Annotated in this window: 15 protein-coding genes and 1 pseudogene; 12 read left to right on the top strand and 4 right to left on the bottom strand. The window is 72.4% G+C overall.

Annotated elements, in window-relative coordinates; translation table 11 throughout:
• Nucleotides 1-101: 101 nt before the first annotated feature.
• A complete protein-coding gene (gene thpR, locus BLV72_RS14295; RefSeq protein ID WP_093462652.1) occupies nt 102-680 on the top strand; it encodes an RNA 2',3'-cyclic phosphodiesterase in 579 nt (192 codons plus the stop codon).
• A 262-nt stretch (nt 681-942) separates the two neighbouring features.
• Here the strand turns inward: thpR and BLV72_RS14290 are convergent, their stop codons facing one another.
• A complete protein-coding gene (locus BLV72_RS14290) occupies nt 943-1,938 on the bottom strand; it encodes an aldo/keto reductase (protein ID WP_093462651.1) in 996 nt (331 codons plus the stop codon).
• Nucleotides 1,939-2,114: 176 nt separating this feature from the next.
• Entirely contained in the window at nt 2,115-2,681 is a 567-nt protein-coding gene (locus BLV72_RS14285; RefSeq protein ID WP_244320763.1) for a hypothetical protein, read from the bottom strand.
• Nucleotides 2,682-2,977: 296 nt separating this feature from the next.
• Here BLV72_RS14285 and BLV72_RS14280 point away from each other — a divergent pair, with 296 nt between their 5' ends.
• Entirely contained in the window at nt 2,978-3,988 is a 1,011-nt protein-coding gene (locus tag BLV72_RS14280; RefSeq protein WP_093462650.1) for a hypothetical protein, read from the top strand.
• Nucleotides 3,989-4,081: 93 nt separating this feature from the next.
• Here BLV72_RS14280 and serC read toward each other — a convergent pair whose 3' ends face one another.
• Complete coding sequence (serC, locus tag BLV72_RS14275; RefSeq protein WP_093462648.1) at nt 4,082-5,200, bottom strand: phosphoserine transaminase; 1,119 nt, start codon at nt 5,198-5,200, stop codon at nt 4,082-4,084.
• Nucleotides 5,201-5,378: 178 nt separating this feature from the next.
• Between serC and BLV72_RS14270 the strand changes: the two genes are divergently transcribed.
• The 9 genes and pseudogenes from BLV72_RS14270 to BLV72_RS14230 all read left to right on the top strand — a co-directional run bounded on the left by BLV72_RS14270 (nt 5,379) and on the right by BLV72_RS14230 (nt 19,281).
• Nucleotides 5,379-8,201, top strand: a complete 2,823-nt coding sequence (locus tag BLV72_RS14270) for an FAD-binding and (Fe-S)-binding domain-containing protein (RefSeq protein ID WP_093462647.1) — start codon at nt 5,379-5,381, stop codon at nt 8,199-8,201.
• 532 nt (nt 8,202-8,733) lie between these two features.
• Complete coding sequence (locus tag BLV72_RS14265; protein WP_093462645.1) at nt 8,734-9,579, top strand: TIGR03084 family metal-binding protein; 846 nt, start codon at nt 8,734-8,736, stop codon at nt 9,577-9,579.
• Nucleotides 9,576-11,276, top strand: coding sequence for an acyclic terpene utilization AtuA family protein (locus tag BLV72_RS14260; protein WP_093462644.1), 1,701 nt, complete (start codon nt 9,576-9,578; stop codon nt 11,274-11,276). Before BLV72_RS14265 ends, BLV72_RS14260 begins: the two co-directional genes overlap by 4 nt.
• Entirely contained in the window at nt 11,273-12,871 is a 1,599-nt protein-coding gene (locus BLV72_RS14255; protein WP_093462642.1) for an acyl-CoA carboxylase subunit beta, read from the top strand. Before BLV72_RS14260 ends, BLV72_RS14255 begins: the two co-directional genes overlap by 4 nt.
• Before the next feature lie 11 nt (nt 12,872-12,882).
• A pseudogene (locus BLV72_RS14250) lies at nt 12,883-14,819 on the top strand (acetyl/propionyl/methylcrotonyl-CoA carboxylase subunit alpha).
• Nucleotides 14,820-14,925: 106 nt separating this feature from the next.
• Nucleotides 14,926-16,086: an acyl-CoA dehydrogenase family protein gene (locus tag BLV72_RS14245; RefSeq protein WP_093462641.1), complete on the top strand. Its 1,161-nt coding sequence runs from the start codon at nt 14,926-14,928 to the stop codon at nt 16,084-16,086.
• Between the two features lie 134 nt (nt 16,087-16,220).
• Nucleotides 16,221-17,804 carry a 4-coumarate--CoA ligase family protein gene (locus BLV72_RS14240; protein WP_093462639.1) on the top strand — a complete coding sequence of 528 codons (1,584 nt, stop codon included), beginning with the start codon at nt 16,221-16,223 and terminating at the stop codon, nt 17,802-17,804.
• Nucleotides 17,801-18,676: an enoyl-CoA hydratase family protein gene (locus tag BLV72_RS14235; RefSeq protein WP_093462638.1), complete on the top strand. Its 876-nt coding sequence runs from the start codon at nt 17,801-17,803 to the stop codon at nt 18,674-18,676. The genes BLV72_RS14240 and BLV72_RS14235 overlap by 4 nt, the downstream gene beginning before the upstream one ends.
• On the top strand, nt 18,673-19,281 hold the full coding sequence (locus tag BLV72_RS14230; protein ID WP_093470340.1) for a TetR/AcrR family transcriptional regulator: 609 nt from the start codon (nt 18,673-18,675) through the stop codon (nt 19,279-19,281). Before BLV72_RS14235 ends, BLV72_RS14230 begins: the two co-directional genes overlap by 4 nt.
• Nucleotides 19,282-19,300: 19 nt before the next feature.
• Here the strand turns inward: BLV72_RS14230 and BLV72_RS14225 are convergent, their stop codons facing one another.
• Complete coding sequence (locus BLV72_RS14225; protein WP_093462636.1) at nt 19,301-20,401, bottom strand: citrate synthase 2; 1,101 nt, start codon at nt 20,399-20,401, stop codon at nt 19,301-19,303.
• A 340-nt stretch (nt 20,402-20,741) separates the two neighbouring features.
• On the opposite strand from BLV72_RS14225, the gene pdxH reads away from it, so the two are divergent.
• Complete coding sequence (pdxH, locus tag BLV72_RS14220) at nt 20,742-21,437, top strand: pyridoxamine 5'-phosphate oxidase (protein ID WP_093462635.1); 696 nt, start codon at nt 20,742-20,744, stop codon at nt 21,435-21,437.
• The last annotated feature ends 515 nt before the right edge of the window (nt 21,438-21,952 follow it).

Raw genomic sequence — 21,952 nt, 5'->3', positions numbered from 1 at the left:
CCGGCGGCCGTCGCGGGACGGGCGCTGTCACAGCCTGAGCCCGGCGGCCGTCGCGGGGCAGGGGCCACTCGACGGCTGTCCCCGTGGGGGAGACTGGGCGGATGAGACTCTTCGCCGCCGTCTTGCCGCCGGACGCGGTCGTCGCCGAGCTGGCCGCGCGGGTCAAGACGCTCCAGACGCTGCCGGGGGCGGACGGGCTGCGCTGGACCGAGCGGGAGGGCTGGCACTTCACGCTCGCCTTCTACGGCGAGGTGGCCGAGGAGGTGCTGCCCGAGCTGCACACCCGACTGGCCCGCGCCGCCCATCGGCACCGCGCCCACGAGCTGCGGCTGGCGGGCGGGGGCCGGTTCGACGACCGGGTGGTGTGGGTGGGCGTCGACGGCGACAGCGAGGCCCTGCGGCGGCTGGCCGACTCCGCCGAGGCGGGGGGCCGACGGGTCGGGGTCCCGATGGACCGGCACCGTCCGTACCATCCGCATCTGACCATCGCCCGCGCCCGTTCCTCCCGCCACCGCTCCGTCACCAGCCTCGTGCCGTACGTGGACGGGCTCATCGACTTCGCGGGCCGGGAGTGGACCGTGGGCGAGCTCTGCCTGGTGCGCAGCCATCCACCGGCCCCGGGCGTCCCCGGGCGGCAGCCGCGCTACGAGGTGGTGGCGGCCTGGCCGCTGGGGCAGTGAGCGGCCTGGTCGCTGGGGCACTGAGCGGTCCGGCTAATCTCAAGCCTGTGGACCCCAAGACCAGAAACATGATCATGAGCGGCGCGCTGGTGCTGATTCTCGTCGTCGTCGCCGCCGCGGCCGCACTGGGCGGCTGAAGCCGCCACAGAGGCCAACAGAGAGCAGGGGGCGCGGGCCGCACGGCCCACGCCCCTCAGCGCCTTCGCCTACCGCCTCAACGCCTACCTACCGCCTCAGCGGCAACCGCTCAGCGGCGGCTCGGCTACCAGGCGAACGCCTCCGGCGACGGCCCCGGACCCGGGAAGATCTCGTCCAGCTCCGTCAGCACTTCCTCGCTCAGCTTCAGCTCCGCGGCGCGCACCGCCGACGCGAGCTGCTCGGCCGTGCGCGGGCCCACGATCGGACCGGTCACCCCGGGCCGGGTGAGCAGCCAGGCCAGGGCCGCCTCGCCGGGCTCGATGCCGTGCTCGGCCAGCAGGTCCTCGTACCGCTGGACCTGATCGCGCACCGCCGTGTTCTTCAGCGCGTCGGCGCTGCGCCCGGAGGTGCTGCGCGAACCGCCGCCCTCGCGCTCCTTGCGGAGCGCGCCGCCGAGCAGCCCGCCGTGCAGCGGCGACCACGGGATGATGCCCACGCCGTAGCCCTGCGCGGCCGGGATGACCTCCATCTCGGCGCGGCGCTCGGCCAGGTTGTACAGGCACTGCTCGCTGACCAACCCGAACGAGCCACGGCGGGCCGCGGTCTCATTGGCCTGGGCGATGTGCCAGCCGGCGTGGTTGGAGGAACCCGCGTAGATGATCTTGCCCTGCTGGACGAGGACGTCGATCGCCTGCCAGATCTCGTCCCACGGGGTGGAGCGGTCCACGTGGTGGAACTGGTAGAGGTCGATGTAGTCCGTGCCGAGCCGCTTGAGGCTGGCGTCCACGGCCCGGCGGATGTTGACGGCCGAGAGCTTGTCGGTATTGGGCCACGGCTCACCCTCGGCGGCCATGTTTCCGTACACCTTGGTCGCGAGGACGGTCTTCTCGCGCCGCCCGCCGCCCTTGGCGAACCAGCTCCCGATGATTTCCTCGGTGCGGCCCTTGTTCTCGCCCCAGCCGTACACATTGGCGGTGTCGAAGAAGTTGATGCCCGCGTCGAGCGCGGCGTCCATGATCGAGTGGCTGTCGGCTTCCCCGGTCTGCGGACCGAAGTTCATGGTGCCGAGGACGATCCGGCTGACCTTGAGACCTGTGCGTCCGAGCTGCGTGTACTCCATGGGATCAGCCAAGCCGTTGGAGTGCGCTCTAATCAAGGGGGCGGGCCGGAGCATCGGTGACCCGGCGACTATCTACGGCCTCGAATTCTCGCGGAAAACCCGAAGGCCCGCTTTTTGGCCCCCCGTGCGGTCAAAAAGCGGGCGTCCTGGGTTTTCTTGAGGCCGACCTTTTCCGGTTAGCGCGCAGCGCGAGCCTTCATAAAGCCGAGAGCGCCGAGGGCCAGGGCCATCAGTGCGCCGATCAGGACCATGTAGAGCCCCGGTCCAGCGGTCATTTCGTACAGCTTCGCGGCCTGCTCAGCGGCCTTTTCCGCGACCTTCTGCGACACTCCCTCGTCGTCCTTCAGCTTCTGGGTGACCAGCCGCTCGGGGTCCGCCATGTTGATGGCCGCGACGATCGCCATGGCCAACCCCAGAACCCCGCCGACCAGGTAGAGCGCCGCCTTCTTGGTGGCCATGGCGGCGATGAACAGGATCGCCGCGACCAGGGCGATGATCAGCGTGATGATGCCGTCGCCGTCGATGCCCTTGATGCCCCCGGTGGCGCCCTCGGCGTCGGAGACCACCCAGTTCACCATGGAGCCGACCAGCGCGATGACCGAGCCGACGATCGCGAAGATCGCGATCTTCTTGGACGGCGCGGCCGGTGCGGGTGACGCATGTGCGGCACCGCCGCTCGGGGCCCCTGCGGAATGCAGGGGCGGCGCGCTTTGCGCATAAGAGGACTGGCTGTATTCGCTCATGAGCCCAGACCGTAAGCGGGGCCTTTCTGCATTGCAATGCCGCCGCCCGCTATGCCGCCAATGACCGATAAATTTCTCGCCGAAATAATCCCCGGATGAGGTCAAATAATCTGCGGGTTATTTCGGACTGTCCGCCCGCACAAATAATTGACAGACGTTATCTGCCCGTGATCGCCGAAGTCATGCACGGGGGAGTCACCGGTGACCAGGGGAGCCCTCTCCACGCCTGGCCGGAGGGAGTCCCCCGGCGTGGTTCCGGCGCCGGACGCCCCCGGTGGGATGGCAGGCTTGGGCGCATGCGTCCGCTTCCGTTCGTACTCGGTGCCGCCGCGCTGCTGACCGTGTCCGCAGCCGCCCCGGCCTTCGCCGACGACTCGTCGTCGCCGTCTCCCTTCACAATCGAGGATCCACGGATCACCGAGTCCAGCGGCCTGGCCGCGAGCCGCCTCCACCCCGGCGTCTACTGGACGCACAACGACAGCTCGGACGGGCCGTACGTCTACGCCGTCGACGGCAAGACCGGGAAGACGGTCGCGCGGGTCGCCCTGCGGGGCATAGGGGATCCCCGCGATGTGGAAGCGATCTCGATAGGGGCGGACGGCAATGTCTACGTCGGCGATATCGGCGACAACCTGGGCGGTCAGTGGTCCCATGTGTGGATCTACCGCTTCCCCGAGCCGAAGCAGCTCAAGGACACCACCGTCACCGCGACCCAGTTCACCGTCAGGTACCAGGGCGGGCCGCGCAATGCCGAGGCGATGATGGTCCATCCCAAGACGGGCCGCGTCTATATCGCCAGCAAGAGCGACGAGGACGCCGGGCTGTACGCCGGACCGGCCACGCTCAGCCCCTCGGGGGTGAATGTCTTCCGGCGGGTCTCCGACCTCGACATGGAGGTCACGGACGGGGCGTTCGCCCCGGACGGCACCCGGCTGGTGCTCCGCGGCTACTTCTCGGCCGCCGAGTACCGCTGGCGGGACGGAAAGCCGACGCGGCTCGAGGAAGAGCCGGGGCTGCCCCTGCAGCGGCAGGGCGAGTCGGTCACCTTCACCCCGGACGGCGGCACCCTCATGTACGGCACCGAGGGCGCGGGCTCCAAGGTGACGCCGGTGGACCTCGGCGGGGAACTGCTGCCGGACGCCACCGCGAAGGAGCAGAAGAAGAACGGGGAGTACTCCGACCGCGTCGACGGCAAGCTCACCGAGGACGAGAAGAACGGCAACCTGGTCAAGGCCGGGGTCACCTTCGCCGGTGCGCTGGTCGTGTTCCTCGGCCTGCGCAGGCTCTTCCGCCGGGGCCGATCCTGATCGTCGGCGCAAACGAGATCGTCAGCGCGTACGCAAGGGGCCCGCGGCCGACCACCGGCCGCGGGCCCCTTCGCATGGGCGTAAAAGCGCTCGTCAGAGGTGCTCGATGACGTAGTCCACGCACGCCGTCAGCGCCTGGACGTCCGCCGGGTCGACGGCCGGGAACATCGCCACCCGCAGCTGGTTGCGGCCCAGCTTGCGGTACGGCTCGGTGTCCACGACGCCGTTGGCCCGCAGCGCCTTGGCGACCGCGGCGGCGTCGATCTCCTCGGTGAAGTCGATCGTGCCGACGACCTGCGACCGCTTGGCCGGGTCGGCCACGAACGGGGTGGCGAACTTGGATTCCTCGGCCCAGCCGTACAGCGTGCGCGAGGAGGTCGCGGTGCGCCGCACCGCCCAGTCAAGACCGCCCTGGCCGTTGATCCACTTGAGCTGGTCGTCGAGCAGGAAGAGCGTCGCCAGCGCCGGGGTGTTGTACGTCTGGTTCTTCAGCGAGTTGTCGATCGCGGTCGGCAGCGAGAAGAACTCCGGGACGTGCCGGCCCGAGGCGTGGATCCGGGCGGCGCGCTCCAGCGCGGCGGGCGAGAACACGCCGATCCACAGACCGCCGTCGGCCGCGAAGGACTTCTGCGGCGCGAAGTAGTAGACGTCCGTCTCGGCGATGTCGACCGGCAGACCGCCCGCCCCGGAGGTCGCGTCCACCAGCACCAGCGCGCCCTCGTCGGCGCCGGCCACCCGCTGGATGGGCATGGCGACACCGGTGGACGTCTCGTTGTGGGTGAAGGCGTAGACGTCCGTGCCGCTCTCGGCGCGCGGCTCCGGGTGGGTGCCGGGGTCGGAGGAGATCACCGTGGGCTCCTCGAGCCACGGCGCCAGCTTCGCCGCCTTGGCGAACTTCGAGGAGAACTCGCCGAAGGACAGATGCTGGGACTTGGAGTCGATCAGCCCGTGGGTCGCGATGTCCCAGAAGGCGGTGGAGCCGCCGTTGCCCAGGATGACCTCGTACCCCTCGGGGAGTTGGAAGAGCTCGCGCACCCCTTCGCGCACCGCGCCGACCAGGTTCTTGACCGGGGCCTGGCGGTGGGAGGTGCCGAGCAGGGAGCTTCCGGTGGCGGCCAGGGCGCTCAGCGCCTCGGTGCGCACCTTGGACGGGCCCGAGCCGAAGCGTCCGTCGGCGGGCTTGATGTCATCGGGAATCCGGATGTCAGCCACGACCGAAGCCTAATCCGTCGGCCCCCGCGGTCCGACCGTGCGTCCAGCGGGTGAGACGGTATGTCCACATCCTGTTGACGCGGGAGGTGAGGGCGGTGTAGGGGCGATCGCGGAACGCGGCGGCCATGAATCGGAATTGGACATTCTCAACGGCCCTCCCGGCGTGGACCATGGAGGCATGGCTGATCACCAGGCAGACGAGCTGGAGCAGGCGCTGCGACGGGCCGTCCGCGGGGACGTCTCCTTCGATACGGCGAGCCGGGCCCTGATGACCATGGACGCGTCGAACTACCGACGGGTGCCGGACGGTGTGGTCGCGCCCCGGGACGCGGACGATGTGGCGGCGGCGCTGGCCGTCTGCCGGGAGCGCGGGGTGCCGGTGGTCGCGCGCGGCGCCGGGACCTCGATCGCGGGACAGGCCACCGGGCTCGGCGTCGTCCTCGACTTCACCCGCCATATGCGCGGCATCGTCTCGCTCGACCCGGAGCGGCGGACCGCCGTCGTCCAGCCCGGCGTGATCCTCGACGACCTCCGTACGGCGGCCGGCGCCCATGGGCTGACCTTCGGCCCCGACCCGTCCACCCACAGCCGCTGCACCCTCGGCGGCATGATCGGCAACAACTCCTGCGGCTCCCACTCGGTGGCCTGGGGCACCACCGCCGACAACGTCCACGAGCTGGACGTCCTCACCTACGGCGGGGAGCGGGTGCGAGCCGCCCAGGGCCTCCACGACCTGCCCGCCCGGCTCCGCGACGGCATACGGTCCCTGGCCGGCCACCACCTGGCCCTGCTGCGCACCGGCTTCCCCGAGCTGCCCCGCCGGATCTCCGGCTACGCCCTGGACGAGCTGCTGCCCGAGAAGAACGCCGACCTCGCCCGCGCCCTCACCGGCAGTGAGGGCACCCTCGGGGTGGTCACGGAGGCGACCGTAAGGCTGGTGGAGGCGCCCGGCGCCCGCGCCCTGGCCGTACTCGGCTACCCCGACGAGAGCGCGGCGGCCGAGGCCGCGCACACCCTGCTGCCGTACGGTCCGCTGACCGTCGAGGGCATGGCCGCCGACCTGGTCGCCGGGACGACCGGGCTGCCCAAGGGCGGCGCCTGGCTGTTCGTGGAGGTCGGCGGCGCCACCCGCGAGGAGGCGCTCTCCCGCGCCCAGGAGGTGGCCCGCGCCGCCGCCGAGGCCACCACCGGCCACACCGTCGTCGCCGACCCGGCCGGGCAGCGCGCCCTGTGGCGGGTCCGCGAGGACGCCTCCGGGACCGCCACCCGGATGCCTGACGGCAGCGAGGCATGGCCCGGCTGGGAGGACTGCGCGGTGCCGCCGCCCCGGCTCGGCGCGTATCTGCGCGACTTCCGCGCCCTGATGGCCCAGCACGGGCTGCGCGGCACGCCGTACGGCCACTTCGGGGACGGCTGTATCCACGTCCGCATCGACTTCGACCTGCTGACCGAGCCCGGGATCCGGATCTTCCGCGCCTTCTCCTCCGACCTCGCCGATCTCGTCGTCGCCCACGGCGGCTCGCTCTCCGGTGAACACGGCGACGGGCTGGCCCGCGCGGAGCTGCTGCCGCGCGTGTACGGGGACGAGATGGTCGGCCTCTTCTCCCGCTTCAAGGACCTGTGGGACCCGGAAGGCGGCCTCAACCCCGGCGTCCTGGCCCGCCCGCAGCGCCTGGACCAGAACCTGCGCTTCGATCCCCTGCCGAGGCGCCCGGTGGACGTCGAATTCGGCTACCCCCACGACAAGGGGGACTTCTCGGCGGCCGTCCGGCGCTGTGTGGGCGTCGCCAAGTGCCGTAACGAGTCGGTGTCCGGCTCCGGGGTGATGTGCCCGTCGTACCGCGTGACCGGCGAGGAGAAGCACTCCACGCGCGGCCGCGCCCGGCTGCTGCACGAGATGCTCGCGGGCGAGGTCGTCCAGGACGGCTGGCGCTCGGAGGAGGTACGGGACGCGCTCGACCTCTGCCTGTCCTGCAAGGGCTGCCGCAGCGACTGCCCGGTCGAGGTCGACATGGCCACGTACAAGGCGGAGTTCCTGCACCACCACTACGAGGGACGGGTGCGGCCCGCCGCGCACTACTCGATGGGCTGGCTGCCAGTATGGCTCCGGGCCGCCTCCCTCCTGAGGGCCGCGCCCGCCGCCAACGCCCTGGCGGGCGTGCCCCCGCTGGCGGCCCTGGCCAAGCGGATGGGCGGGATCGCGCCCGAGCGGGACATCCCGGAGCTGGCCCGGGAGCCCTTCACCCGGTGGTGGCGGGAACATGCCCGCACGGTGCCTCGCGCCGGAAACGGCGCCCGCACCGTCGTCCTGTGGCCCGATACCTTCACCAACCACCTCTCCCCCTCCGTCGGCCGGTCGGCGGTCGCCGTACTGGAGGCGGCCGGGCTGCGGGTGGTCGTCCCGCCGGGGCCCGTGTGCTGCGGCCTGACCTGGGTCTCCACCGGCCAGCTCGACCGCGCCCGCGCGGTCATGCGGCGCACCCTGGACGTCATGGCCCCGGCCCTGGACGCCGGCCTTCCGGTGGTCGGCCTCGAACCCAGCTGCACCGCCGCCCTCCGCACCGACCTCCCCGAACTCCTCGGCGCCGACCCCCGCTCCGCACGCCTCGCCGAGTCCGTCTCGACCTTCGCCCAGGCCCTGGAGGACTACGCCCCCGACTGGCGGCCCCCGAAGGTCGACCGCCCCGTGGTCGGCCAGACCCACTGCCACCAGCACGCCGTCCTCGGCGACGCCGCCGAGCGCCGCCTCCGTGAACGCGCGGGCCTTGCGGGCGCGTTGAGCGGCGGCTGCTGCGGTCTGGCGGGCAACTTCGGCTTCGAGGACGGCCACTACGACGTCTCGGTGGCCTGCGCCGAGGAGCAACTGCTGCCATCGGTGCGCGCCGCGGACCCCGGCACGGAGATCCTGGCGGACGGCTACTCCTGCCGTACCCAACTGACCCAACTGGCGGGCCGGAAGAGCCGCCACCTGGCGGAGGTCCTGGCAGAGCGCTTGCGGTGAGGGGCGGGCGGCTCGGCGAGGTGTGGCGTTCGTCTCGCGCCTTCGGCGCACTTGGACTGCGGGCGGTAGGCGGCAAAATCCCCACCAGTGCGACGGCCCGCCCCTCCCGGTACCCCTCCGAAAAACGCTTGATCTGACGCAACTAATTCATCAAACGATTTCCAGAGGGGGTACCCACCCCCCGGCTGTCCGGCATCGGCCTCGCCCGCCGACCACGGAAGCCGCCACCGGCGCTCGCCTCCACCGGCCCGGCGGCCGGCTCGGCCCCGGCGCCCCCTGCCCCGCTGCTCAATGGCGCCGAAGGCGCGAGACGAAACCCGCACCCGACCGAGCCGACGAGCCCAGCACACCTCACAACGCACGCCCCACAACGCACACCCCACAACGCACACCTGACAAGACCTGGCCCCAACTCAGCCCAACCGGCTGAATCATGCAAGCGTGCTTGATTGTTTCCCGTCGCGCTGCCACCCTCGCTCGACAAGAACGAAGGACAGCCGACACACGACTGACCCGACGACGGGAGCGACGCGTGTCCGAGACGGAGGCTCTGCTCGGCGATCTGCGGGCGGAGGGGGACGAGTTGGACGGCTTGGTGGCCGGGCTCGGGGGCGCGGAGTGGCGTACGGCGACGCCCGCGCCCGGGTGGAGCGTCGCGCACCAGATCGCCCATCTCGCGTGGACCGACAAGCGGGCCGTACAAGCCGCCGAGGACCCGCAGGGGTTCGCCGACGAGGTGCGCCGGGCGTGGACCGCGCCGGAGGCGTTCGTGGACGAGGGCGCGGAGCGCGGGGCGGCCGAGCCGCCCGAGGTGCTGCTGGAGCTCTGGCGCGCGGGGCGGGAGCGGTTGCTCCGGACGCTGGCCGCGCAGCCGCCGCGCGCCCGGCTGCCGTGGTACGGGCCGCCGATGAGCGTGATGTCGATGGCCACCGCCCGGCTGATGGAGACCTGGGCGCACGGCCAGGATGTCGCCGACGCGTTGAGGGTGCGCCGGGTACCCACCGCCCGGCTGCGCCATGTGGCCCGGCTCGGGGTCCGGGCGCGGGGTTACGCGTACGCGGCGCGGGGGCTGGAGCCGCCGGCCGAGGAGTTCCGGGTCGAGCTCACCGGCCCGGACGGTGAGTGGTGGACGTACGGGCCCCAGGACGCGGCCCAGCGGGTGACCGGGCCCGCGCTGGACTTCTGTCTGCTGGTGACCCAGCGGGCGCACCGCGACGACCTGGCCGTACGGGCCGAGGGGGCGGACGCGGACCGCTGGCTGGACATCGCGCAGGCGTTCGCGGGCCCGCCCGGCAAGGGCCGCGCCCCGGGGCGGAGACCGGGTCACCCGGCGGGTGACGACGGCGTGAGCGGCGACCGCGCCGGAGGCGCTCCGTGACCCCGCCGCCCCCACCCCTCCGGATCGGCAATGCCTCCGGCTTCTACGGCGACCGCTTCGACGCGGTGCGCGAGATGCTCACCGGTGGCCCCCTGGACGTGCTGACCGGGGACTATCTCGCCGAATTGACCATGCTCATCCTGGGCCGGGACCGCGCCAAGGACCCGGCGCGCGGCTATGCCACCACCTTTCTGCGCCAGCTCGAGGACACCCTGGGGCTCGCCATGGAGCGCGGCGTACGGCTCGTCACCAACGCGGGCGGGCTCAACCCGGCCGGGCTGGCCGACGCGATCCGCGCCCTCGCCGAGCGGCTCGGCATCGGCTGCCGGGTCGCCCATGTCGAGGGCGACGACCTCCTCGGCATCCGGGACTGGGGGCCGGGGGTGTTCGCCGCCAACGCCTATCTCGGCGGCGCCGGCATCACGGCCTGTCTGCGCGGTGGCGCGGACGTGGTGGTCACCGGGCGGGTGACGGACGCCGCGCTGGTGACGGGCCCGGCCGCGGCGCACTTCGGCTGGGCCGCCGACGACTGGGACGCGCTCGCGGGAGCCGTGGTCGCCGGGCACATCCTGGAGTGCGGTACGCAGGCGACCGGCGGCAACTACTCGTTCTTCACCGAGCACGACCTCCGCCGCCCCGGCTTCCCCCTCGCCGAGATCCACCCCGACGGCTCCAGCGTGATCACCAAGCATCCGCACACCGGCGGCGCCGTCACGGTCGGGACCGTCACCGCCCAGCTCCTCTACGAGACGGCGGGCGCCCGCTATCCGGGCCCGGACGTCACCGCCCGGCTGGACTCGGTGCGGCTCGCCCCGGACGGCCCGGACCGGGTGCGCGTCCACGGCGTACGCGGCGAGGCGCCGCCGCGCACCCTCAAGACCGGGCTGACCCGGCTCGGCGGCCACCGCAACGAGGTGGTGTTCGTGCTCACCGGCCTGGACGTCGAGGCCAAGGCGGCGCTCGTACGGGACCAGATGGAGGGGGCGATGAGCAAGCGCCGCCCCGCCGAGGTCCGTTGGACCCTCTCCCGTACCGACCACTCCGACGCGGCCGTGCAGGAGGAGGCGAGCGCCCTGCTGCGGCTGGTGGTCCGGGACCGGGACGCGGCGGCGGTGGGCAGGGCGATCAGCGGCGCGGCCGTCGAACTGGCCCTCGCCAGCTACCCCGGCTTCCATGTCACCGCCCCGCCCGGAAAGGGCTCCCCTTACGGCGTCTTCGAAGCCGTGGACACCCCGGCCGACACCGTGCCGCACACCGCCGTACTGCCGGACGGCTCCCGGCTGACCATCCCCCCGGCCCCCACCACGCCCGCCGCCGGAGGCCGCGCGGACGAGCCGCCCCTTCCGCCGCCGCTGCCGCCCGGGCCGACCCGCCGCGCGCCGCTGGGCGCGGTCGCCGGGGCCCGCAGCGGCGACAAGGGCGGCAGCGCCAACATCGGCGTCTGGGCGCGAAGCGAGGACGCCTGGCGCTGGCTGGCCCACACCCTCACCGTCGACCGGCTGCGCGAACTGCTCCCGGAGACGGCCCCGTTGAAGATCACCCGCCATCCGCTGCCCCGGCTGCGGGCCCTGAACTTCGTCGTGGCGGGCCTGCTCGGTGAGGGCGTGGCCGCACAGGCCCGCTTCGACCCCCAGGCCAAGGCCGTCGGCGAATGGCTGCGCTCACGCCATCTGGACATACCGGAGGTACTGCTTTGACCGCGCTCGCGTCCGCGCTCGACCCCGCAGGCGCCGATCACACGGCCCATCGGGAGGCGATGCTCGCCAAGCTCGCCGAGTTGGAGGGAGAGCACGCCAAGGCGCTCGCCGGGGGCGGTGAGAAATACCTCCAGCGCCATCGCAAGCGCGGCAAGCTGCTGGTCCGCGAGCGGATCGAGCTGCTGCTCGACCCCGACACCCCCTTCCTGGAGCTGTCGCCGCTGGCCGGCTGGGGCAGCGAGTATCCGGTGGGGGCCTCGCTCGTCACCGGCATCGGGGTGATCTCCGGTGTGGAGTGCCTGATCAGCGCCAACGACCCGACCGTACGCGGTGGGGCCAGCAACCCCTGGACGCTCAAGAAGTCGCTGCGCGCCCATGAGATCGCCCGCGCCAACCGGCTCCCGCTCGTCAGCCTCGTCGAGTCCGGCGGTGCCGATCTCCCGTCCCAGAAGGAGATCTTCATCCCGGGCGGGGCGATGTTCCGGGATCTCACCCGGCTGTCCGCCGCCGGAATTCCCACGATCGCCGTGGTCTTCGGCAACTCCACCGCCGGAGGCGCGTACATCCCCGGGATGTCCGACCACGTGATCATGGTCAAGGAGCGCTCCAAGGTCTTCCTGGGCGGTCCGCCGCTGGTGAAGATGGCCACCGGCGAGGAGAGCGACGACGAATCGCTGGGCGGTGCCGAGATGCACGCCCGCACCTCCGGCCTCGCCGACTACTTCGCCACCGACGAGCCCGACGCGCTGCGCCAGGCCCGCCGGGTCGTCGCCCGCCTCAACTGGCGCAAGGCGCACGCCGATCCGGGGCCCGCCGAACCGCCGAAGTACGACGCCGAGGAGCTGCTCGGCATCGTTCCCGGCGATCTCAAGGTCCCCTTCGATCCGCGCGAGGTGATCGCCCGGATCGTGGACGGCTCGGACTTCGACGAGTTCAAACCGCTGTACGGGCGCAGCCTGGCCACCGGCTGGGCCGCGCTGCACGGCTATCCGATCGGCATCCTGGCCAACGCCCAGGGGGTGCTGTTCAGCGAGGAGTCCCAGAAGGCCGCGCAGTTCATCCAGCTCGCCAACCAGCGCGACATCCCGCTGCTCTTCCTGCACAACACCACCGGCTATATGGTCGGCCGCGACTACGAGCAGGGCGGGATCATCAAACACGGCGCCATGATGATCAACGCCGTCTCCAACTCCCGCGTCCCGCATCTGTCGGTGCTCATCGGCGCCTCGTACGGCGCCGGTCACTACGGGATGTGCGGCCGGGCGTACGACCCCCGCTTCCTCTTCGCCTGGCCCAGCGCCAAGTCAGCCGTGATGGGCCCGCAGCAGCTCGCCGGGGTGATGTCGATCGTCGCCCGGCAGTCCGCCGCCGCCAAGGGGCAGCCGTACGACGAGGAGGCCGACGCCGCGCTGCGCGCCATGGTGGAGCAGCAGATCGAGTCCGAGTCGCTGCCGCTCTTCCTCTCCGGGCGGCTCTACGACGACGGCGTCATCGACCCGCGCGACACCCGCACCGTGCTCGGCCTGTGTCTGTCCGCCCTGCACACCGCGCCGGTCGAGGGCGCGCGCGGTGGCTTCGGCGTCTTCCGGATGTGAGTGAGGAACCCGTGATTCGTTCCCTCCTGGTCGCCAACCGCGCCGAGATAGCGCGACGTATCGTCCGCACCTGCCGTGACCTCGGCATCGCCACCGTCGCGGTCCACTCCGACGCGGACGCCGGCGCGCCCCACGCACGCGAGGCCGACACCGCCGTACGGCTGCCGGGCGATGCCCCGGCCGACACGTATCTGCGCGGCGATCTCCTCGTGAAGGCCGCCCTGGCCGCCGGGGCCGACGCCGTCCACCCCGGCTACGGCTTCCTCTCCGAGCACGCCGACTTCGCGCGCGCCGTAAGGGACGCGGGGCTGGTGTGGGTGGGGCCGCCGCCCGAGGCGATGGAGGCCATGGCCTCCAAGACCCGCGCCAAGGAGATCATGCGCAAGGCGGGCGTGCCGCTGCTGGACGCGATCGACCCGGCCGAGGCCACCGCCGATGATCTGCCGCTGCTGGTCAAGGCGGCGGCGGGCGGCGGCGGCCGGGGCATGCGGGTGGTCCGCGAGCTGGACGCGCTCCCCGCCGAACTCGACTCCGCCCGCGCCGAGGCGGCCGCCGCCTTCGGCGACGGTGAGATCTTCGTGGAGCCCTATATGGAGGGCGCCCGCCATGTCGAGGTCCAGGTGTTCGCCGACACCCACGGCACCGTCTGGACCCTCGGCACCCGCGACTGCTCCCTCCAGCGCCGCCACCAGAAGGTCATCGAGGAGGCCCCGGCCCCGGGTCTGGACGAGGAACTGCGGCGCACCCTGGCCGAGTCGGCGGCGAACGCGGCGCGTGCCATCGGCTACGAGGGCGCGGGCACGGTGGAGTTCCTGGTCTCGTCGGCGGGGCGGGCGTACTTCCTGGAGATGAACACCCGCCTGCAGGTGGAGCACCCGGTCACCGAGGAGATCTACGGCCTTGACCTGGTGGCGCTGCAACTGCGGATCGCGGAGGGGGAGCCCCTCGACGCAGAGCCGCCGGCGCCCCGGGGGCATGCCGTCGAGGCGCGGCTGTACGCCGAGGACCCGGCGCGCGACTGGCGGCCGCAGACGGGGATCATGCACCGGCTGGACATCCCCGGGCTGCGGGTCGACTCCGGACCGGCCGACGGGGACGCGATCGGCGTCCACTACGACCCGATGCTGGCCAAGGTCATCGTCGTCGCGCCCACCCGGGCGGAGGCCGTGCGGCGGCTGGCCCACGGGCTGGAGCGGGCCCGGATCCACGGCCCGGTGACCAACCGGGAGCTGCTCGTACGGGCCCTGCGGCATCCGGAGTTCGCGGCGGCCCGTATGGACACCGGCTTCCTCGAACGCCATCTGGCCGAGCTGACCGCAGCCGCCTTTGATGACGACGGGGCGGCCTCGCCCGCCGAGCTCGCCGCCCTCGCCGCCGCCCTGGCCGACGCGGCGCGGCGGCCGGGGACCGCGACCGTGGCCGGGCGGTTGGGCGGGTGGCGGAACGTGCCCTCGCAGCCGCAGTCGAGGAGCTACCGCGCCGAACCGGGCGGCACCGAGCACGAGGTGCGCTACCGCCTCACCCGCGAGGGGCTGCACGCGGAGGACATGCCCGACGTGCGGGTGCTGGGCGCGGCAGCGGAGTCGGTCGTCCTCGATGTGGCCGGGGTCCGACGGACGTTCGAGGTGACGGCCCATGGGGACCGCCGCTATGTCGACACCCCCAGGGCGGCTTTGTGTTCACCGCGCTGCCCCGCTTCCCCGACCCCACCGCCCGTGCCGAACCGGGCTCGCTGCTGGCGCCCATGCCGGGCACGGTGGTCCGGGTCGCCGAGGTGGCGGTCGGGGACCGGGTCGAGGCCGGACAGCCCCTGCTGTGGCTGGAGGCCATGAAGATGGAGCACCGCGTCACGGCGCCCGCCGCCGGGGTGCTCACCGCCCTGCACGCCACCACCGGCCGCCAGGTCGAGGTCGGAGCCCTGCTCGCCGTCGTGGCGGCGGGGGAGTGACGAACCCCCGCGCGCCACTCAGCACGTCCGGGCCCGGACAGACCGTCCGGGCCGTGCGGGAGAGCACACCGCCCGCACCACGCATCGCAAGTGGGAGGAGCCGTCCATGACCAGCCCGCATACGCCCGTGGACACCCCGGAGCGCGTGGCGCTCCGCGCGGCGGTGTCGTCGTTCGCCAAGGGACACGCCCCGGGCGGCCCCCAGGAGCGCGACGGCGTGCGCCAACTGTGGGCCGAGGCAGGCAAGCTCGGCTATCTCGGCGTCAACCTCCCCGAGGAGTACGGCGGCGGGGGCGGCGGCATCACCGAGCTGTCCATCGTCCTGGAGGAGCTGGGCGCCGCGGGCTGCCCGCTGCTCATGCTGGTCGTCTCGCCCGCCATCTGCGGCACCGTCATCGCCCGGTTCGGCACCGCCGAGCAGAAGGAGCGCTGGCTGCCCGGTCTGGCCGACGGCAGCCTCACCATGGCCTTCGGCATCACCGAGCCCGACGCCGGATCCAACTCGCACCGCATCACCACCACCGCCCGCCGGGAGGACGACGGCGGCTGGATACTCAACGGCCGTAAGGTCTTCATCTCGGGTGTGGACATCGCCGACGCGACCCTGATCGTCGGCCGCACCGAGGACGCCCGGACCGGGAAGCTCAAGCCCTGCCTGTTCATCGTCCCGCGCGAGGCGCACGGCTTCTCCTACCGCCACATCCCCATGGAACTGGCCGCCGCGGAGAAGCAGTTCGAGGTGGTGCTGGACGACGTACGGCTGCCCGCCGACGCGCTGGTGGGCGACGAGGACGCCGGGCTGCTCCAGCTCTTCGCGGGGCTCAACCCGGAGCGCATCATGACGGCGGCGTTCGCGCTGGGGATGGGCCGCTACGCGCTCGACAAGGCCGTCGACTACGCCCGCACCCGGCAGGTGTGGAAGGAGCCCATCGGCGCCCATCAGGCGATCGCCCACCCCCTCGCCCAGTCCCATATCGAGCTGGAGCTGGCCCGGCTGATGATGGCGAAGGCGGCGTACCTCTACGACATGGGCGATGACGCGGGCGCGGGCGAGGCCGCCAACATGGCCAAGTACGCGGCCGGGGAGGCCACGGTGAAGGCGGTGGACCAGGCGGTGCACACCCTCGGCGGCAACGGCCTGACCGCCGAGTACGGGCTGGCCCGGCTGATCACGGCGGCCCGGGTGGCCCGGATCGCCCCCGTCAGCCGGGAGATGATCCTCAACTACGTCTCCCACCAGACCCTGGGGCTGCCGAAGTCGTACTGATCGTTCCTTCCGCTGCGAGGGGCGTCCGGAGGCGCCGTACCGGCCTTGCGGGCGCCGTACCGGACGGCGTCGTACCGGCCTCACGAGTTGGGCAGAACGGACAGGTAGGTCCATCAGAGCTGAGGGGAACGGCCATGGTGCTGCGCAGCGAGTATCCCGATGTCCCGCCTGTCGATCTGCCCATCCACGACGCCGTACTGGCCCGCGCGGCCGAGGAGTTCGGCGACCTGACCGCGCTGGTGGACGGCGTGACCGGGGCGGCCCTGAGCTATGCCGCACTGGATCGCGCCTCTCGCCGGATCGGGGCCGCGCTGGCCGAGGCGGGGGTGCGCAAGGGCGATGTGGTGGCCCTGCACAGCCCCAACTCGATCATGTACCCACCGGCCTTCTACGGCGCGACCCGCACCGGGGCCGCGGTCACCACGGTGCATCCGCTGGCGACCCCGGAGGAGTTCGCCAAGCAGCTCCGGGACGCGGCCGCGTCCTGGGTCATCACCGTCTCGGCCCTGCTGGGCGTGGCCCGGCAGGCCGCCGAACGGGCGGGCGGGGTACGGGAGATCTTCGTCTGCGACGAGGCGAGCGGCCATCGTTCGCTGCGCTCCATGATGAGGAGCACCGCGCCCGAACCGGTGGTGGAGATCGACCCGGCCGAGGACATCGCGGTGCTGCCGTACTCCTCGGGCACCACCGGCACCCCCAAGGGCGTGATGCTCACCCACCGCAACATCTCCACCAACCTCGCGCAGGTGGAGACGCTGGTCCCCAACCAGCCGGGGGAGCGGGTGCTGGCCGTCCTGCCGTTCTTCCACAGCTACGGCCTTACGGCGCTCATGAACGCGCCGCTCCGCAACGGCGGCACGGTGATCGTGCTGCCCCGCTTCGAACTCGACACCTTCCTCGCCGCCATCGAGAAGCACCGGGCCCAGGCGCTCTATGTGGCCCCGCCGATCGTGCTCGCGCTCGCCAAGCATCCGTCGGTGGACGGCCACGATCTGTCGTCGGTGCGGTACGTGCTGAGCGCGGCGGCCCCGCTGGACGCCCGGCTCGCGGAGGCGTGCGCCCGGCGGCTCGGCGTACCGCCGCTGCTGCAGGCGTTCGGGATGACGGAGCTGTCGCCGGGCTGCCACCTGGTGCCGCGCGACGCGAAGAACGCACCCCCGGGGACGGTCGGAAAGCTGCTTCCGAGCACCGAGATGCGCATCGTGGCCCCGGACACCGGCGAGGACCTGGCCGTCGGCGAGGACGGCGAGATCGTCATCCGCGGACCGCAGGTGATGAAGGGCTATCTGGGCCGCCCCGAGGACACCGACGCGCTGATCGACGCCGAGGGCTGGCTGCACACCGGCGACGTCGGGCACGTGGACGCGGACGGCTGGCTGTATGTGGTGGACCGGGTGAAGGAGTTGATCAAGTACAAGGGCTATCAGGTCGCCCCGGCCGATCTGGAGGCCGTGCTGCTCGCCCATGAGGCCGTCGCCGACGCCGCCGTGATCGGGGTGACGGACGGGGCGGGCAACGAGATCCCCAAGGCGTATGTGGTGCGCCGGCCCGGGACCCGGATCTCGGAGGACGACCTGATCGCGTACGTTGCCGGACAGGTGGCCCCGTACAAGAAGGTGCGCCGCGTGGAGTTCACGGACACCGTGCCGCGCTCGGCCACCGGCAAGATCCTGAGGCGTGAACTGCGCGCCAGGGAAAGGAGCTCGACCACCCCATGACCGACGGCCCCACGACCGATGGCCCGCCGACCGGAGACCTCACCGCGATGCCAAAGCCCCTCGTACGGTCCGCCTCCGCGCGCGGTATCACCACGCTCACCCTGGACTCGCCGCACAACCGCAACGCCCTCTCGACGCGCCTGGTCGCCGAGTTGCGCGAGGCGCTGGCGGCGGCCGGGCGGGACGACCGCGTCCGGGCGGTGCTGCTCACCCACACCGGCACCACCTTCTGCGCGGGCGCGGACCTGAGCGAACCTCCCTCGGCGTCCGGTGCGGCCGGACTGGTGGCGCTGTTGCGGTCGATCGTGGAGCTGCCCAAGCCGGTCGTCGCGCGCGTCACCGGACATGTGCGGGCCGGTGGGCTCGGACTGCTCGGAGCCTGCGACATCTCGGCGGCCGGGCGCGGCGCCAGCTTCGCCTTCACCGAGGCGCGGCTCGGCCTCGCCCCGGCCGTCATATCGATGCCGCTGCTGCCCCGGCTGGACCGGCGCGCGGCGGCCCGCTACTACCTCACGGGGGAGCGGTTCGACGCCGCCGAGGCGGCCCGGATCGGGCTGGTGACGATCGCCGACCCGGATGGCGACGCGGACGAGGCGCTGGCGCCCGTCCTCGACGGGCTGCGCCGGGGCTCCCCGCAGGGCCTCGCCGAGTCCAAGCGGTTGGTGACCGCCGATGTGCTGCGCGCCTTCGACCGGGACGGCGAACCGCTGGCCGCGCTGTCGGCCCGCCTCTTCGCCTCCGAGGAGGCCCGGGAGGGCATGACGGCGTTCCTGGAGCGGCGCGAGCCGGTGTGGGCGCGGGAGACGGCGGGGGACGTGGCGCCGGACGCTCAGACCGCGCCGGGCGCCGGGGCCGCGGGGGCGTCCCGATGACCCCCCGTACGGCACTGCGCGACCCCAAGCAGGACCGCAGCCGCGCGACTCGCAGGCGGCTGCTGGAAGCCGCCGTGGCCTGCCTCGCCGAGCGCGGCTGGGCAGGCTCCACGGTCGCGGTGGTCGCCGAGCGGGCCGGGGTGTCGCGGGGCGCGGCCCAGCACCACTTCCCGACCCGTGAGGACCTCTTCACGGCCGCCGTCGAGCATGTCGCCGAGGAGCGCTCGGCCGAGCTGCGCGCCCTCCCCGCCCCGCACGGGGAGGGCCGCGTCCACACGGTGGTCGAGGCGCTGATCACCCTCTACACCGGCCCGCTCTTCCGGGCCGCCCTCCAGCTGTGGGTGGCGGCCTCGTACGAGGAGCAGCTGGGCTCCCGGGTGACCGCCCTGGAGGCGAAGATCGGCCGTGAGACGCATCGGATGGCGGTGGAGCTGCTGGGCGCCGACGAGTCGGTGCCGGGCGTCCGGGAGGCCGTCCAGGGCCTGCTCGACATGGGACGCGGCCTGGGCCTGGCCAACCTCCTGACGGACGACGGCCACCGCCGGGAGCGGGTGGTGGCCCAGTGGTCGAGGGTCCTGGAGACGATCCTGACCCCGCGGGACTAGCCGCCGTCGGCCGCCCGGACTACCGCTTCGTGTCCCCGTACCCGTCGATCTCGTGCGGGCTGCGCGTGCCCGGGCCGACGTACCGGGCCGACGGCCGCACCAGACGGCCGGTCCGCTTCTGCTCCAGGATGTGCGCGCTCCAGCCCGCCGTGCGGGCGCAGGTGAACATCGAGGTGAACATGGGCGCCGGGACCTCGGCGAAGTCCAGCACGATGGCCGCCCAGAACTCCACGTTCGTGGCCAGCACCCGGTCCGGCCGCCGGTTGTGCAGCTCGTCCAGGGCGGCCCGCTCCAGCGCCTCGGCGACCTCGAAGCGCGGTGCGCCCAGCTCCTTCGCGGTGCGCCGCAGCACCCGCGCCCGCGGGTCCTCGGCGCGGTAGACGCGGTGGCCGAAGCCCATCAGCCGCTCGCCCCGGTCGAGGGCCTGCCGGACGTAGCCGGTGGCGTCCCCGGTGCGCTCGATCTCCTCGATCATGCCGAGCACCCGGGAGGGCGCGCCGCCGTGCAGCGGCCCCGACATGGCGCCCACCGCGCCGGAGAGCGCGGCGGCGACATCGGCGCCGGTGGAGGCGATGACGCGGGCGGTGAAGGTGGACGCGTTCATTCCGTGCTCGGCCGCCGAGGTCCAGTACGCGTCGACGGCGGCGACATGCTTGGGGTCCGGCTCACCGCGCCAGCGCCGCATGAAGCGCTCCACGATGGTCCCGGCCTTGTCGATCTCCCGCTGCGGCACCATCGGCTTCCCCTGGCCGCGGGCCGACTGGGCGACGTAGGACAGGGCCATCACGGCCGCGCGCGCCAGGTCCTCACGGGCCTGCTCCACGTCGATGTCCAGCAGCGGTTTGAGACCCCAGACGGGTGCGAGCATGGCCAGCGCGGACTGGACGTCGACCCGGACGTCCCCGGAGTGGACCGGGATGGGGAACGGCTCGGCGGCCGGCAGCCCCGGGTTGAAGGCACCGTCGACCAGCAGACCCCACACGTTCCCGAAGGAGACATGGCCCACCAGGTCCTCGATGTCCACGCCTCGGTAGCGCAGCGCGCCGCCTTCCTTGTCGGGTTCGGCGATCTCCGTCTCGAACGCGACGACTCCTTCGAGTCCGGGTACGAAGTCGGACATCAGGCGGCTCCTCATGCTGCGGACGACGGCGGTGCCGGAACGGTTACGCGGCCGCCTGACACGGCTCGCGGTCCGTACCGGTCACTCCGGTGATGTGCCCCGTGCGGGTAGTGGTCACCCAACCGCGGCGGGGAGTGACCTCCGGAACACGGGGGGTGGTGCCTGCCGTGCGCCGACAGGCACATGGTCAGCCTCAGTCTGGTGCGTGGACTCGCCACGGGGAAGCGTGAGAAGCGGCACATGCGGTGCGCTTCGCGGGAGGGTTACGGGACGGTGCGGCGGGGGAGAGAGATCGCTCTTACGGGGCAGCCCGTGCGAAGGACCGATGATGTTGCAAGATATGCCCGTGCCTCACGTTGACTCGGAGCCCTCGGCTTCCTCCGCGCGTACGTACGACCCGGCCGCCATGCGCGAGCACTACCGCGCGGCCGGCTTCGACGAGGCGGACCTCGCGGGCGATCCGTTCCGGCAGTTCACCCGGTGGTTCGAGGACGCGGTCGGCAGCGGGCTCTTCGAACCGAACGCCATGATCGTCTCCACGGCCGACGCGGCGGGCCGCCCCAGCTCCCGCACCGTCCTGATGAAGAGCTTCGACGAGCGCGGCTTCGTCTTCTACACCAACTACGGCTCCCGCAAGGGCCGTGAGCTGGGCGAGAACCCGCATGTCGGGCTGCTCTTCCCCTGGCATCCCATCGCCCGGCAGGTGATCGTCACGGGTACCGCGCAACGCACCGGGCGGGACGAGACGGCGGCGTACTTCCGGACCCGGCCGCACGGCTCGCAGCTCGGGGCGTGGGCGAGCACGCAGTCCTCGGTGGTGGGTTCGCGGGAGGAGCTGGACCGCTCGTACGAGGAGCTGGCGGACCGCTATCCGCCGGGGGAGCAGGTGCCGGTGCCGCCGGAGTGGGGCGGGTTCCGGGTGGTGCCGGAGGCGGTGGAGTTCTGGCAGGGCCGGGAGAACCGGCTGCACGACCGGCTGCGGTATGTGCGGCAGCCCGATGAGGAGGGCTGGCGGGTGGAGCGGCTGTACCCGTAAGGCGCGGCGCTCGCGGAGGTCGGTGCTCAGGTGGGTCGGCGCGGACCGTAAGGCCGCCGAGAGCAGACCCGTAGCTGCTGAACAGAAGCCCCCTCAGACCCCTGAAGAGCCGTGACACCCCTGAAGAGCCCTGAGGCCCCTGGAGAGCCCCGAAAAACGCGGACAACCCGCGGGTCTTTCCCCTGACGCCCTGAGGCGGAAGGGGGCCGGTCGGACGTACCGGCGACCCGCGGGTCGGGTGACTGCATGGGATTGGCCGGCTGCGCACCTCTTTCGTGCGCCAGTCCGGCGATGCGCAGAGCGCGACGACGGACTGCTAGCCCGCAGTCACCTCACGCGTCCGGATTTCATACATCTGCCGAACCACCTCCCTTCTCGTGTAGCGCAAGCCTAAGAACCGCCTCCTGCCACACACAAGCGAATTTCCGTGTGGCAACGATTTTGACGAATGCGGTGTGGCGCGTGTCACGTTCGAGTTCAATGTCCGACGTGCCCCACCACGGACAGCCACGTCG

This window comes from Streptomyces melanosporofaciens (assembly GCF_900105695.1).
Classification (GTDB): Bacteria; Actinomycetota; Actinomycetes; order Streptomycetales; family Streptomycetaceae; genus Streptomyces; species Streptomyces antimycoticus.
This window is presented reverse-complemented; position numbering and strand designations above follow the sequence as displayed.

Bases quoted from the DNA above. Each gene is read 5' to 3' on its own strand.
- thpR (WP_093462652.1), top strand. From the start codon at position 102: ATGAGACTCTTCGCCGCCGTCTTGCCGCCGGACGCGGTCGTCGCCGAG.
- BLV72_RS14290 (WP_093462651.1), bottom strand. From the start codon at position 1,938: ATGGAGTACACGCAGCTCGGACGCACAGGTCTCAAGGTCAGCCGGATC.
- BLV72_RS14285 (WP_244320763.1), bottom strand. From the start codon at position 2,681: ATGAGCGAATACAGCCAGTCCTCTTATGCGCAAAGCGCGCCGCCCCTG.
- BLV72_RS14280 (WP_093462650.1), top strand. From the start codon at position 2,978: ATGCGTCCGCTTCCGTTCGTACTCGGTGCCGCCGCGCTGCTGACCGTG.
- BLV72_RS14270 (WP_093462647.1), top strand. From the start codon at position 5,379: ATGGCTGATCACCAGGCAGACGAGCTGGAGCAGGCGCTGCGACGGGCC.
- BLV72_RS14245 (WP_093462641.1), top strand. From the start codon at position 14,926: ATGACCAGCCCGCATACGCCCGTGGACACCCCGGAGCGCGTGGCGCTC.
- BLV72_RS14240 (WP_093462639.1), top strand. From the start codon at position 16,221: ATGGTGCTGCGCAGCGAGTATCCCGATGTCCCGCCTGTCGATCTGCCC.
- BLV72_RS14235 (WP_093462638.1), top strand. From the start codon at position 17,801: ATGACCGACGGCCCCACGACCGATGGCCCGCCGACCGGAGACCTCACC.
- BLV72_RS14230 (WP_093470340.1), top strand. From the start codon at position 18,673: ATGACCCCCCGTACGGCACTGCGCGACCCCAAGCAGGACCGCAGCCGC.
- BLV72_RS14225 (WP_093462636.1), bottom strand. From the start codon at position 20,401: ATGTCCGACTTCGTACCCGGACTCGAAGGAGTCGTCGCGTTCGAGACG.
- pdxH (WP_093462635.1), top strand. From the start codon at position 20,742: ATGCCCGTGCCTCACGTTGACTCGGAGCCCTCGGCTTCCTCCGCGCGT.